The organism is Sulfurifustis variabilis (assembly GCF_002355415.1).
GTDB classification, from domain to species: Bacteria; Pseudomonadota; Gammaproteobacteria; order Acidiferrobacterales; family Sulfurifustaceae; genus Sulfurifustis; species Sulfurifustis variabilis.
The window spans coordinates 2,272,991-2,285,515 of sequence record NZ_AP014936.1 but is presented as its reverse complement, the minus strand read 5'-3'; the positions used below and the strand labels follow the sequence as shown (position 1 = coordinate 2,285,515).

At 69.9% G+C, this 12,525-nt stretch carries 16 protein-coding genes; 10 read left to right on the top strand and 6 right to left on the bottom strand.

Features of this window, described 5'->3' with window-relative positions; genetic code table 11:
• Nucleotides 1–77 precede the first annotated feature (77 nt).
• The gene (locus tag SVA_RS10850; protein ID WP_148665447.1) at nucleotides 78–1,346 is read left to right on the top strand and encodes a hypothetical protein; all 1,269 of its coding nucleotides are present in this window, start codon (nucleotides 78–80) and stop codon (nucleotides 1,344–1,346) included.
• A gap of 29 nt (nucleotides 1,347–1,375) precedes the next feature.
• Here the strand turns inward: SVA_RS10850 and SVA_RS10845 are convergent, their stop codons facing one another.
• Entirely contained in the window at nucleotides 1,376–1,681 is a 306-nt protein-coding gene (locus SVA_RS10845; protein WP_148665446.1) for a hypothetical protein, read from the bottom strand.
• Between SVA_RS10845 and SVA_RS10840 the strand changes: the two genes are divergently transcribed.
• The 5 genes from SVA_RS10840 (at nucleotide 1,668) to SVA_RS10820 (ending at nucleotide 4,732) form a co-directional block, all read left to right on the top strand.
• A complete protein-coding gene (locus SVA_RS10840; protein WP_096461237.1) occupies nucleotides 1,668–2,561 on the top strand; it encodes a sulfite exporter TauE/SafE family protein in 894 nt (297 codons plus the stop codon). The two genes, SVA_RS10845 and SVA_RS10840, sit on opposite strands and share 14 nt — an antisense overlap.
• Before the next feature lie 145 nt (nucleotides 2,562–2,706).
• Nucleotides 2,707–3,684, top strand: a complete 978-nt coding sequence (locus tag SVA_RS10835; protein WP_096461236.1) for a quinone oxidoreductase family protein — start codon at nucleotides 2,707–2,709, stop codon at nucleotides 3,682–3,684.
• Between the two features lie 71 nt (nucleotides 3,685–3,755).
• The gene (locus SVA_RS10830; protein ID WP_096462920.1) at nucleotides 3,756–4,088 is read left to right on the top strand and encodes a DUF423 domain-containing protein; all 333 of its coding nucleotides are present in this window, start codon (nucleotides 3,756–3,758) and stop codon (nucleotides 4,086–4,088) included.
• Between the two features lie 18 nt (nucleotides 4,089–4,106).
• A complete protein-coding gene (locus tag SVA_RS10825; RefSeq protein ID WP_096461235.1) occupies nucleotides 4,107–4,376 on the top strand; it encodes a DUF167 domain-containing protein in 270 nt (89 codons plus the stop codon).
• A complete protein-coding gene (locus SVA_RS10820) occupies nucleotides 4,373–4,732 on the top strand; it encodes a c-type cytochrome (RefSeq protein ID WP_096461234.1) in 360 nt (119 codons plus the stop codon). Before SVA_RS10825 ends, SVA_RS10820 begins: the two co-directional genes overlap by 4 nt.
• A 24-nt stretch (nucleotides 4,733–4,756) precedes the next feature.
• On the opposite strand, the gene SVA_RS10815 is transcribed toward SVA_RS10820, so the two are convergent.
• From SVA_RS10815 to hypE, 5 genes are all read right to left on the bottom strand, one after another.
• Nucleotides 4,757–5,065: a hypothetical protein gene (locus SVA_RS10815; protein WP_096461233.1), complete on the bottom strand. Its 309-nt coding sequence runs from the start codon at nucleotides 5,063–5,065 to the stop codon at nucleotides 4,757–4,759.
• 63 nt (nucleotides 5,066–5,128) lie between these two features.
• Complete coding sequence (locus SVA_RS10810) at nucleotides 5,129–5,434, bottom strand: hypothetical protein (RefSeq protein WP_096461232.1); 306 nt, start codon at nucleotides 5,432–5,434, stop codon at nucleotides 5,129–5,131.
• A gap of 18 nt (nucleotides 5,435–5,452) precedes the next feature.
• Nucleotides 5,453–5,749: a hypothetical protein gene (locus tag SVA_RS10805; protein WP_096461231.1), complete on the bottom strand. Its 297-nt coding sequence runs from the start codon at nucleotides 5,747–5,749 to the stop codon at nucleotides 5,453–5,455.
• Between the two features lie 138 nt (nucleotides 5,750–5,887).
• Complete coding sequence (locus SVA_RS10800; protein WP_096461230.1) at nucleotides 5,888–7,426, bottom strand: putative bifunctional diguanylate cyclase/phosphodiesterase; 1,539 nt, start codon at nucleotides 7,424–7,426, stop codon at nucleotides 5,888–5,890.
• A gap of 164 nt (nucleotides 7,427–7,590) precedes the next feature.
• Nucleotides 7,591–8,616 (bottom strand): hydrogenase expression/formation protein HypE, encoded by a 1,026-nt coding sequence (hypE, locus tag SVA_RS10795; protein ID WP_197703165.1) that lies wholly within the window; start codon nucleotides 8,614–8,616, stop codon nucleotides 7,591–7,593.
• A gap of 133 nt (nucleotides 8,617–8,749) precedes the next feature.
• Between hypE and SVA_RS10790 the strand changes: the two genes are divergently transcribed.
• The 4 genes from SVA_RS10790 to SVA_RS10775 are packed head-to-tail and all read left to right on the top strand — an operon-like array spanning nucleotide 8,750 to nucleotide 12,427.
• The gene (locus tag SVA_RS10790; RefSeq protein WP_096461229.1) at nucleotides 8,750–9,463 is read left to right on the top strand and encodes a thermostable hemolysin; all 714 of its coding nucleotides are present in this window, start codon (nucleotides 8,750–8,752) and stop codon (nucleotides 9,461–9,463) included.
• Nucleotides 9,460–10,953 (top strand): AMP-binding protein, encoded by a 1,494-nt coding sequence (locus tag SVA_RS10785; protein ID WP_096461228.1) that lies wholly within the window; start codon nucleotides 9,460–9,462, stop codon nucleotides 10,951–10,953. Before SVA_RS10790 ends, SVA_RS10785 begins: the two co-directional genes overlap by 4 nt.
• A 50-nt stretch (nucleotides 10,954–11,003) precedes the next feature.
• Nucleotides 11,004–11,630 carry an iron-containing redox enzyme family protein gene (locus SVA_RS10780; protein ID WP_420823884.1) on the top strand — a complete coding sequence of 209 codons (627 nt, stop codon included), beginning with the start codon at nucleotides 11,004–11,006 and terminating at the stop codon, nucleotides 11,628–11,630.
• Nucleotides 11,627–12,427: an SDR family oxidoreductase gene (locus tag SVA_RS10775; RefSeq protein WP_096461226.1), complete on the top strand. Its 801-nt coding sequence runs from the start codon at nucleotides 11,627–11,629 to the stop codon at nucleotides 12,425–12,427. Before SVA_RS10780 ends, SVA_RS10775 begins: the two co-directional genes overlap by 4 nt.
• Nucleotides 12,428–12,525: the final 98 nt, after the last annotated feature.

The window sequence follows — 12,525 nt, the reverse complement described above, 5'->3', positions numbered from 1 at the left end:
CGAAACTCGCGGCAAGCCTATCGCGGGACCATAACCGCAGTGTGACAGCCGGGTCGGGAGCCGATAAGGTTGCGCGGATGAAGCCCTCACAGGTGGTTTGCCTTGCGCTGACCGTGGGGCTTTCGCTCTTTGGGAGCATGTCCGTCTCGGTCGCCGCTCCCTGGGAGACCGGGGGACACGCCAAGTACCAGTTCACCCGTGCGGACTACGGGGCGCGCGACGCAGGCGCGCTGTTCGGCGACGACCCGGCGCTCGACCACGGCCTCGACCTCAGGCTCAAGGCGGAGGGTCGGGAGGGACGATGGGACGCGTCCGTGCACTACGAAGTGCTCGCCATCGCCGGGGACTCCGTCGCTTTGCGCCGGCTAGCCGATCTGCCCGGCCTCGTTGCGCGCGACGGTGCGGGGCTGCCCGACGACGCGCGCCGGCTCTTCGATCTGACGGACGAAATCAGCGAAGGCGGCCGGCGCGCGGCGGTTCACCGGCTCGACCGGCTTTCGCTCGGCCACGGCACGCCCGAGCGGGTGTGGCGGTTCGGACGACAGGCCATCAGCTGGGGGAACGGGCTCGTCTTTCATCCGTTCGATTTCGTCAATCCGTTCTCGCCGATCGCCATCGACAAGGATTACAAGACCGGCGACGACATGGCGTACGCGCAATGGGTCCTCGCGCGCGGCGACGCGCAGGCGATGCTCGTGCCGAGGCGGGAGCCCGAGTCGGGAAGCGTGCGGTCGGACCAGAGCTCGGCGGCGGGGAAACTCCGGATGCGCGCCGGGCCGAACGAGCTGGATCTGCTCGTCGCCCGTCACTACGACGACGGCCTCGGCGGCATCGGGCTGGTGAGAAGCATCGGCGGGGCGGTGTGGCGCGCGGACGCGACGGTGACGGATACCGCCGACGACCCGGTGTACGCACTCGTCACCAATATCGACTATTCCTGGACCTGGTTCGGGCGCAATACGTATGGGTACGCGGAGTACTATCGCAACGGCTTCGGCGAAACCGACCGGGCGCGTTACGCGCGGCCCGATCCCGAGCTGCTCGCGCGCATCGAACGCGGCGAGCTCTTCACGCTCGGGCGCGACTACCTCGCGCTCGGTCTGCGGGTGGAGCTCACGCCGCTCTTCAATCTCTACAACAACGTCGTCTGGAACCTGAACGACGGTAGCGGTCTGTGGCAGGTGCGCGGGCTCTACGACTGGCGGCAGGACGTGCAGCTGCAGGTCGGGCTCGATGTCCCGGCCGGCGAGCCGGGCGACGAGTTCGGCGGCATCCCGCTTTCGGGAACCGACGCGTTGCTGTCGCCCGCACGGTCGCTGTACCTGAGAGCGGCGTACTATTTCTGACGTGTGCGCACCGCCGTTTGCGGTCGCGGTCAGGTTCCGAGCACGGCCTTCATGGCTCTCGTCCTGGAACCGCGCGCGCCGGTGGAATGCCGCCGGACCGGGCGCTTGCGCCGGAGTTCGGAGGCGCCCGACGCCGCGCTTGGTTCCTCCGCGTCGTCGCGGTTACGCTTGTCATGTCGCGTGCCCGGCCTGACCATGTCGTTGAAGCGTTGCAAACCCGTCGTTCCTGTTTCGCGCGGATCCACCGGCCATTCGGGCGGCTCGCGGGAACCCGCGCGCGGCTCACGACCGGCCGCCGGCTGCCCGTCCCGCTGAGCGGCCGTGTACTTCGCCACCGCCGGCATCGAAGTCCAGCCCTGGATTCCGCCGCTCGTCGCGTTCGTCATTTCGGTATTCACGTCGATGGGCGGCGTGGCGGGCGCGGTGCTGCTGTTGCCCTTCCAGGTGAGCGTCCTCGGGTTCGTAAGCCCGTCCGTCACGGCAACGAACATCCTGTACAACCTCGTCGCCATCCCGGGCGGCGTCTACCGCTTCGTCCGCGATGGGCGGCTGCTCTGGCCGCTCGCGTGGGCGATCGCCGCGGCCACGCTACCGGGTGTCTTCCTCGGCGCGTGGGTGCGGGTGAACGTCCTGGTCGATCCGCGCGCGTTCAAGCTGTTCGCCGCGCTCGTGCTGCTCTACGTCGGCGTACGCATGCTGCAGGCGCTGCTGGCGGATCGCCAAAGCCCGCGACCGGAGCTGGCGGCAGGCGCCGATTCTCGACTCGAGTCGGTGCGTTTCGACAGGGCGCATATCGCGTTCGCGTTCAAGGGGCAGGTTTTTCGCATCCGGATCGCGGCGCTCGCCGGTCTCGGCTTCGCGGTCGGGCTCGTGGGCGGCGCGTACGGCATCGGCGGCGGGGGCATCATCGCGCCGATGCTGGTGGGGCTCTACCGTCTCCCGGCCCAGGCGATCGCCGGAGCCGCGCTCTGGGGGACGTTCGTCACTTCGCTCGGCGCCGTGCTCTTCTACCACGCGCTCGCACCGTTTCATCCGGAGCTCGCCGTCTCGCCCGACTGGGCGCTCGGCCTGCTTTTCGGGCTGGGCGGCGCGGCGGGCGTGTACGTCGGCGCGCGCCTGCAGAGGGTGGCGCCGTCGGCGCTGATCAAGGGCGTGCTCGCGGTGTGCCTGCTCGTGCCCGCGCTGTACTACGTCCGGGAGTTCCTGAACGGCTAGCGAACGTCGATACGACGCGGGAAGGCGGCCCCGGGCGGCGCGCGGGAAAAGGATGTGTTTGACTGGCGGGGGCGCGATGTTAAATTGCTGTGCGCCAAGGGGCGCGCCAATCAACGCAAGACTCGACCTCATCCCGATATCATCCATGGCCAAAGCGATCCGCATGCACGCAACCGGGGGGCCCGACGTGCTCCGGTGGGAAGACCACGATCCCGTGCCGCCGGGCGAGGGCGAGGCGCGCGTGCGCCATGATGCGGTCGGGCTCAACTTCATCGACGTGTATCACCGCACCGGGGTCTACGCCCTCCCGCTCCCCGTGACCCCCGGGCTCGAAGGCGCCGGGGTGGTCGAGGCGGTCGGTCCGGGCGTGACGGAAGTCGCCGCCGGTGACCGCGTCGCCTACGCCGGGCAACCGCCCGGCGCGTACGCGGAAGTGCGCAACATTCCGGCCCATCGCCTGGTGAAGCTGCCGCCCGAGATCACCACGCGCCAGGCGGCGGGGATGATGCTGAAGGGCATGACCGCGCGCTACCTGCTGCGCGGCTGCTACCCGGTGACCTTCGGCACGACCGTCCTGCTGCACGCGGCGGCCGGCGGCGTGGGCTCGATCGTGTCGCAATGGGCGAAGCACCTCGGGGCTATGGTGATCGGCACGGTCGGCTCGACGGAGAAGGCCGAGCGCGCCCGCGCGCACGGCTGCGACCACGTCATCCGCTACGACCAGGAGGACTTCGTCGCGCGCGCGAAAGAGATCACGCTCGGAAAGGGCGTGGACGTGGTGTACGACTCGGTCGGGCAGGCGACCTTCCTCAAGTCGCTCGACTGCCTGCGCCCGATGGGCACGATGGTGAGCTTCGGTCAGTCCTCGGGCAAGATCGCGCCGCTCGACATCGGCATTTTGTCCGCGAAGGGATCGCTCTTCCTGACGCGCCCGACCATCATGACCTACACGGCGAAGCGCGAGGCGCTGCTCGCGCACGCCAACGACCTGTTCGAGGTGGTGCGCTCGGGCGTGGTGAAGATCGACATCACCCGCACGTACCCGCTCGCCGAAACGGCGCAGGCGCACCGCGACCTCGAGGCCCGCAGGACGACCGGCTCGGTCGTGCTCCTGCCGGGCTGATTCCGGTCTTCCGCGCCCGCGACGTGCCGTTTCCCGCCAAGCTCTTCCTTGCGCTGGGGAGCGTTTCCGCGATGCTCGTCGTGGTGCTCGGCGCCTTCGGCGCGCACGCGCTGCGCGCGCGTATCCCCGCGGAGCTGATGGCGTCGTACCAGACCGGCATCCTTTACCATCTGTTTCACGCGCTCGGCCTGCTCGCCGTGGGCCTGATTGCGGCGCACCTGCCCGCGTCGGGCCTCGTGCGCGCGGCCGGCTGGCTGATGCTCGTCGGCACGGTGCTTTTCTCCGGCAGCCTGTATGTCCTCGCGATCAGCGGCGTGCGCGCGCTCGGGGCGGTCACGCCCTTTGGCGGATTCGCGTTCATCGCCGCGTGGCTGCTGCTCGCCGTCGCGCTGTTCCGGTCCTGACGGACGCCTAAGCGAGGGATGAGGCTCAACGTCAAGGTCGTTCCCGGGGCATCGCGCAGCGGGATCGCCGGCTGGCTCGGCGAGGTCCTGAAGGTGCGGGTGGCCGCGCCGCCCGAAGGAGGCCGCGCGAACGCCGCGGTGGAGCGCCTGATCGCGGAAGCGCTCGGGTTGCCGCGCGCACAGGTGCGGTTGATCTCCGGGGCGAGCTCCGCGCGCAAGACGCTGGAGATCGCCGGGATGGCCGAACGCGAGGTGCTTGCCAGACTCAAGGGAGGTGAAGGCGAATGAGTACCGTCACGCGCGCGTTGCTGCTCGGCGGTCTGCTCGCGGGAGGGCCTTTGGCGGTCGCGGACATTTCCCGGGAGCGCCCGCCGGAGGTCACGCTGCCGCCGCCGGCACGCCCCGAAACACGGAAGGCGCCCGAGGGCGAGATCCCGCGCGGCCAGCTCCTCTACGAGAACCACTGCCGCGGGTGCCACGAAAGCGTCGTGCACGTGCGCGAACGGCGGAGCGCCCGTACGCTCGCGGCGCTCGAGGGCGCGGTGCGCCGCTGGGTGAAAGCCCAGGGGCTGGGATGGGACGACGAGGAGATCGTCGAAGTGACCGACTTCCTGAACGCGCGATACTACAAGCTCACGCGCTGAACGCGCACCGCCGGCCGGCGCCGTTCAGCTCTTGATACGGACCAGCCGGTCGTAGAAGGCGACGACCCGGCCGGCGAGCTTCGCCGCTTCCTGCCGCACGGCCGCCTCGGGGCCGGGATGGCCGGGGAGAAAATAGAGCTGTTGAAGCGCGCCGCGCAGACGGTGGAACTCGGGTTGCAGGTCGTCCGGAAGATCGAGCTGAGGATCTATCTGCGACAGGCCGAGCCGCAGCGCGGTGAGCAATCGTTCCTCCACGGGACCCTTCTCGCAGGCGAGCGCCAGGAGCGCGTTGTAGAGCTTTTGTCTCCCGTCGGCCGGAGGAACGCCGATCATCCGTTCACCCTCCCGGTTCTAGTTGTTAGCGCGAGCGAATATAGCCGTATCGCGCGGGGCTATTCAAGGAATTCCCCGACCACCCGGACCTCTCAGCAGCTCGTCGTAGAAGTCCAGGATCCGCCGCGCCAGGGCCGCGGCCTTGTCCTCGTCGAGATCGGGACTCGGTCCGGTTCCCGGATACATCCGACGCAGGTCGGCGAGCAGCGCGGCCCATTTCGCGCGGTGACCGGGGTCCGTCAGCTGCCGCGGCTCGAGGTCGCGCAGGTGATCCGCGTAGGCCCTTTCGACGCGCAAGCAGATGCGCTCGGCACCGGCGGCGAGAATGAGGACGGCGGCCTCCAGGCGGCTTGCGGGCGATCGAGTCATGCGGCAGGGTGCGGGGCGCTACAGTTTCCTCGTCACCGCTTCATATAGTGACACCACGCGCTTCGCGAGTCTCGACCCGCGTGCCGCGTCGACCGCGCCGGAATCGGCCTGGCGATCGGGATAGGCCGATCGCAGCTCGTTCATCAGCGCCGCGAAGTCGGCCTGCAGGTCCTCGGAGAGGTGCGGGTTCGGCGAGATATGAACGAGGTGGTCGAAGTACGCGAGTTTCAGCCGTTCGGTTACCTGTCCGGAATCGGTGGCGAGCGCTACAACGGCCGAAAAAAGATGTCGCCACGCGTGAATGAGATCGATCATGAGAAGCCTTGAAGCAGACGCGATTCCCGCACGAATAGTGGGTTCCGGGGCGTGTGGCGTCAACCAAGGGTTTTCCCCAATAAGGCCGCGGGTGCGGCGCAAGCGATCGTCGTGGGGGGCAGCCGAACGGCGCGGCACTCAGGCCAGGCGCGCCGCCGGGATCGGTTCGATGGCCTCCAGCGGCCGGCCGAGCGCGAAACCCTGCACGCACTGAATGCCGAGGTCGCGAATCACCGCGATGAGCGCCGGGTCCTCCACGAACTTGGCGACCGTCTCGACCCCCATGTCCCGGGCGATGGCGGTCAGCGTCGACGCGATGCGCTGCTCGTCCGGTTCGCCGAGCCGGCGCACCAGGCCGCCGTCCAGCTTGATGACGTCGAGCGGGATACGCCGGAGATGCCGGGCGAGCGCGAGGTTGAGCCCGGCGTCGTCGAGGACGACCCGGCAGCCGAGCGCTTTCAGTCGCTGCGCGAGCGCGGTCGCCTCGTTCATGTGATCGAGCAGCAGCCGCTCGCTGATCTCGAAACCGAGCTGCGCGGGGGGCAGGCGCGCGAGATCCAGCGCGTCCTCGAGCGCCTCCAGGAACCGTGCATCGCCGAGCGTCGTGCGCGACAGATTGATCGAGATCCACACGTCCGTTCGCCCCAGCTCGGCGAGCCGTCGCGACGCCTTGCGCAGTACCATGGCGTCGATGGAGCCGCTCAGGCCGAACTGCTCGGCGTATTCGAGGAAAACGCCGGGGCTGATCAGCCGGCCGTCGCGATCCTCCATGCGCACCAGCGCTTCGTAATGGGCGGTCGCGCCGGTCGTCAGGTGCACGACCGGCTGGTAGAGCAGAACGAACTGATCGGTCTCGAGCGCGCGTCGGAGTCGCGCGGCCCAGCGCATTCTCTCCCGCGCGCGATCCGATTCCGCGTCGGACGCCGAGTAGAGATGCCAGCGGTTTCGCCCGCTCTCCTTCGCGTGGTACATCGCGCCGTCGGCGCAGGCCAGGAGCTCGTCCGCCGTCGCCGCGTGCTCGGGCAGCGCGGCCACCCCGATGCTCGCCGACACGGCAAGGCGCTCCCCGTTCAGCTCGACCTTGCGCGCGCCGAGTCGCGCGAGCAGCTTGTCGGCGACCTGGCCGGCGGCGCCGGCGTCGCTCTCCGGCAGCAGCACCGCGAACTCGTCGCCTCCCCACCGGGCGGCGAAATCCGTCGACCGCAGCGTGGCGACGAGCGCTTCCGCCGCGGCGGCGAGGCACTGGTCGCCGCCCTTGTGCCCGAAGCGGTCGTTGATCTGCTTGAAGTCGTCGAGGTCGAGGAAGAGGAGCGCGAGCGGGCGTCGATAGCGGATCGCATGATCCGTCCAGCGGCGGAGATCCAGCTCGAACCGACGCCGGTTCAGAAGGCCCGTCAGGGCGTCGTGCTCCGCCATGTGAGCGATCACGTCGTTCGCGCGCTGCGCCTCGGCGAGCGCCCGCTGCAGGGACTCGGTCTTTTCCGCGATCTGGAGCTCGAGGCTGTCCGAAAAGCGTCTCAGGCGATCCTGCCGGATGCCGGCGATGCGGGCGAACAGCCCGAGAAAGAAGGGTGCGGTGTCGATGATGTAGAGCAGCGGATTGCGGTGGGCCGCCTGCACGATCGCGACGAGCCCCTCGGCCGCCTGCAAGTCGCCGATGGCGTAAAGGAACGCCACCGAACCGATCGGAAAACAGCACCCGAAGAGCGCCCCATACAGGGTAACCTGCGGGTCTCGGATCCGAACCGGGCTTTGGCCATGACAACTATAAATATAGTCGTTTCACGGCGGCCTTACGGCCGGTCGCGCGCGGGTTTTTTCGGGGGCGGGCGGACGGCGCGCTAGCAGATCCGCGGCAGCGGATCGTCTTCGAGCTCCTCGATCAGCCGCTCGCCGCCGAGCTCGGTCTCGAGGACGACGTGCGGTTTGCCCGCCTCGATGCGCCCGATCAGGACCGAGTCGCGCCCGGAGGGCAGGCGGCGCCAGGCGGCGAGGGCGCTTTCCACCCGTTCCGGGTCCACGACCGCCACGACCCGACCCTCGCAGGCCAGGTACATGGGGTCGTACCCGAGCATGTCGCAGACCGAGCGGACGGGGTTCCGGACGGGAATGGCGGGTTCGCGTAGACGCACCGTCAAGCCCGTCGCGCGGCAGATCTCGTTCGCGATCATGGCGAGCCCGCCGCGCGTCGGGTCGCGCATGAAGCGCACGCCGGGGCCGTCGAGGAGCGCCGAGGTGAGCGGATACACGCTGGCCGCGTCCGACTGCAGGTCGCCGCGCAACCCGAACTGCTCGCGCGCGAACATGACGGCGATGCCGTGGTCGCCGATCGGGCCGCTGACCAGGACGGCATCGCCCGCCCGGATCGCGTCCATGCCCAGGCGCAGCCCGCGCGCTCGCACGCCCACGCCCGTGGTCGCGAGGTAGAGACCGCCGCCTTCGCCGCGGCGGACCACCTTGGTGTCGCCGGCGACGACCTGCACGCCCGCCTCGCGCGCGGCGCGCGCGAGGCTCGCAGCGATGCGTTCGAGCTGAGCGATCTCGAGTCCTTCTTCGATGAACGCGTTGAGGGCGAGGTAGAGCGGTCGCGCGCCCGCGACCGAAAGGTCGTTGACGGTGCCGTGGATCGCGAGCGAACCGATGTCGCCGCCCGGAAACTCGAGCGGCTGCACGGTGAAGCCGTCGGTCGTGAACACCATTTCGCCGTCGATCGCCGGGAGGGGAACGGCGTCGGCCTGCACGTCGAGCAGCGGGTTCGCGAGATGACGCGCGAACACGCGCTCGATGAGCTCGCGCATGAAACGTCCGCCGTTGCCGTGCGCCAGGGTGACGTGGGTGGAATCGAAGTCGTCGGCGTGGTCTTGCACGTGCGCGGAATGTCAGTGGAGCGAGTGGCGGTATGACATGGACGATCGGTCGGCGACGAGCGGGCGTTTAAGGGTGTCTTAAGTTGGCGCTGCTAGATTGACCGTCAGTGACGCACGCGAGAAGGCCCCACCCGTGAATCCCGACGTTCGTTCGCCGACATTTTCGGCCGGTCCCCGCCAAAACGCCAGCGCCATCCCGTCGCGGGTCGAGATGGTGAAGGCCGATTCGCCCGAGCGCCCCGAGGTGGAAGGCTTCATCCGCGCCAGCTTCGCGGCCGCATACGGTGCGCGCCTGCATCATTTTCTGCCCGATCTCATGAGCGTGCGCGACGCGCGACGTGCGCTCCTGGCGGTGCTGGGGCTGCGTCCCGCCGCCTCGGGCGCGCTCTTCCTCGAGCAGTACCTGGAGTGCCCCGTGGAGGGGGCGCTCGGCCGGGCCCTGCGGCGCGAGGTGTCGCGCGCGGAGCTCGTCGAAGTCGGAAACCTCGCGGTCGCGCACTCGGGCGGCGCGCGCTGGCTGATCGCCGCGCTCACGGCCTACCTCAAGGGCGCGGGCGTCGGCTGGGCGGTGTTCACCGCCGTTCCCGCGTTGCGCAACGCGTTCGTCCGTATGGGCATCGAGCTCATGACCCTCGCGCCGGCCGATCCCCGTCGGCTGACGGAGGCGGAGCGCGCGCAGTGGGGACGCTACTACGACAGTGGCCCGCTCGTCATGGCCGCGAGCGTCGAGCAGGCATTCGACGCGCTCACCGCGTTTCTGCGCCGCACGAACGACCGGTACCGGCTGATCGGCCTCTGGAAGCACGCGTATGCGGCCGGCATCTTCGCCGAAGTGGAGCCGGCATGAGCGCGGTGCTTCGGACGCTGTTCGAGCACGCGCGCCACAGGCCGGAGGCCGTCGCGCTCCGGGGCGAGTCGCAGGCGGTGAACTACGCGGCGCTCGCCCGGGCGGTCGAATGCGCGGCGCAGCGGCTGCGCCGCGCCGGTGTGCGCACGGCGGCCGTTCTGATGGAGAACGCGCCGGCCTGGGCGGTCGTCGATCTGGCCGCACAGCTCGCCGACGTCGTGCTCGTTCCGCTGCCCGCGTTTTTCAGCGACGAGCAGCTCGCGCATGCCATCGAGGACGCCGCGGTCGAGCTCGTCGTGACCGATATGCCGGCTCGGGTGCGGGGACTGGCCGTTACCGATCCGGCGCCGTCGGACGACATCGAGGCACTCGGCGCGTCGTATGCCGGGATCCGCGTGTCGCCGAGGGGATCGCCGCTGCCGGCGGGTATCGCGAAGGTGACCTACACCTCGGGGACCACCGGCAGCCCCAAAGGCGTTTGCCTCTCGCAGGCGGCGATCGACGAAGTCGCGCAGAATCTGCATGCGCGCCTGGGCCCGGAGCTCGTTGCCCGTCACCTCTGCCTCCTGCCGCTCGCGACCCTCCTCGAGAACATCGGAGGGCTGTATCTGCCGCTGCTCGCGGGCGGCGAAGCCTGTCTCTGGTCTTCGGCCCGGTGCGGACTTCAGGGCGCGGCGGGGCTCGATGCGCGGCGCCTGGTCGAGGCGCTGCACACGAGCGGCGCGACCAGCGCCATCCTCATTCCCCAGATGCTGCAGGCGCTCGTCGCGCGGGAGGCGCGTTTGCCCGAGGCGCGCTTCCTCGCCGTCGGCGGTGCGCCGGTCGCCCCCGGGCTCCTGCGGCGCGCGGCCGAGCTCGGGCTGCCGGTGTTCGAAGGCTACGGGCTGTCCGAAAACGCCTCGGTCGTGTGCGTCAACACGCCGGCCGCGCACCGTGCGGGAAGCGTCGGCCGGCCGCTGCCGCATGCCGGGGTGCGCCTGGCGCCGGACGGCGAGCTGCTCGTGCGCGGCGGACTCTTTGCGGGGTATCTGCACGACGGCGCGCCGGCGCTCGTCGAGGGTTACTGGCCGACCGGCGACCTCGGGCATATCGACGGCGACGGCTACGTCCATCTCACCGGCCGCAAGAAGAACATCTTCATCACGGCGTACGGGCGCAACGTCGCGCCCGAGTGGGTGGAGCGCGAGCTGGTGCTGCAGCCGGCCATCGCCCAGGCGGTCGTGTACGGCGAGGCGCGACCCTGGAACGCGGCGATCGTCGTCGCGCGCGCGGACGCATCGCTCGTCGGGGAGGCCATCGCGCGCGCCAACGGCTCGCTCCCGGACTACGCGCGCGTGAGCCGCTTCGTTCTTGCCGACGAGCCGTTCTCCGTCGCCAACGGCGAGCTCACCGGGACGGGACGGCCCCGTCGGTCCGCCATCCTCGCGCGCTATGGCGCGCGTCTGAACGCGTTGTACGAAAGCACATCCGTGCAGGAGGTTCTTGCTTGAGTTTCTACGACGAGCTGCATGCCGCCACCGAGCCCGCCCGGCGCGAGTTCCTGGCCATCCCGTTTCTGCAGGACGGCGTCGCGGGGCGACTTCCGCTTCCGGGCTACATCGCGTTTCTGACCGAGGCCTACCACCACGTGAAGCACACGCTGCCGCTTCTCATGGCCTGCGGTTCGCGGCTGCCGGAGCGCCTGGAGTGGTTGCGCACGGCTGTCGCGGAGTACATCGAGGAGGAGACCGGTCACCAGGAATGGATCCTGAACGACATCCGGGCGTGCGGCGGCGACGCCGAGGCGGTCCGCCGCGGCCGGCCTTCGCTCGCGACCGAGCTCATGGTGGCGTATGCGTACGACACGGTGCAGCGCGGCAACCCGGCCGGGCTGTTCGGAATGGTGTTCGTGCTCGAGGGCACGAGCGTGTCGCTCGCGACGCGCGCGGGGGAGGCCCTGCAGGCGGCGCTCGGGCTGCCGAAGCAGGCGTTCAGCTATCTGCTGTCGCACGGGTCGCTCGACCTCGAGCACATCGAGTTCTTCAGGGGCCTGGTGAACCGACTCGACCGCGAGGAGGACCGCGCCGCGATCGTCCATTGCGCGAACGTCGTCTATCGCCTCTACGGCGACATGTTCCGTAGCCTGCCCCGCGAGAGTCGCTCGCTCGACGAAAGGAGATACGCATGAACCTCAAGTCCGCCCGCGTGATCCTCACCGGCGCCTCCGGGGGAATCGGCAGCGCCACGGCGCTCGCCCTCGCGCAGTCCGAGGCGCAGCTCCTGCTCGTCGACCGCCAGGCCGAGGGGCTCCAGCAGCTCGCCAACCGCCTGCGCGCCGAAGGCGCGCAGGCGCACGCGTACCCGGCCGATCTGACGCGCGGCGCCGATCGGCAGGCCGTGATCGAGCACGCCGGCCGCGTGCTCGGGGGGATCGATCTGCTCATCAACAACGCCGGGCTGCTGCATTTCAATCCGTTCGAGGAGGAGGAGCCGCAGGCGATCGAGCGGCTGCTCAACGTGAACGTGGTGGCGCCGATCCTGCTCGCGCGCGCGGTGCTCCCGCTCATGCAGCGGCAGGGTCGCGGTCGCGTCGTGAACATCGGCTCGATTTTCGGCTCGATCGGGTTTCCTTACTTCGCGTCCTACTCGGCGAGCAAGTTCGCCCTGCGCGGCTTCTCCGAGGCGCTGCGGCGCGAGCTCGCGGGCAGCGGCGTCGGGGTCACGTACATCGCCCCGCGCGCGACGCGCACGCCCCTCAACCGCAGCGCGCTCAACCGCATGAACGAGGCGCTCAAGGTGGCGATGGACCCTCCCGAGCGCGTCGCCGCGGCGGTCGTGGACGCCGTCCGGCGCGATCGCGACGAGGTCTACCTCGGCTGGCCGGAGTCGCTGTTCGTGCGGCTGAATGGACTGCTCCCGCGGCTCGTCGACGGCGCGCTGCGCCGTCAGCATCGCGAGATGCGCAGTTACGCGACCCAGGGCTGAACCGGTTCCGGGGCCAGGCCAGGCGGGGACCCGCGGTTGCCAACGCCGGCCGCCGGGACTAATCTGCGCCGCCTGCTCCTCCCTCCGGCGGTCCGAAG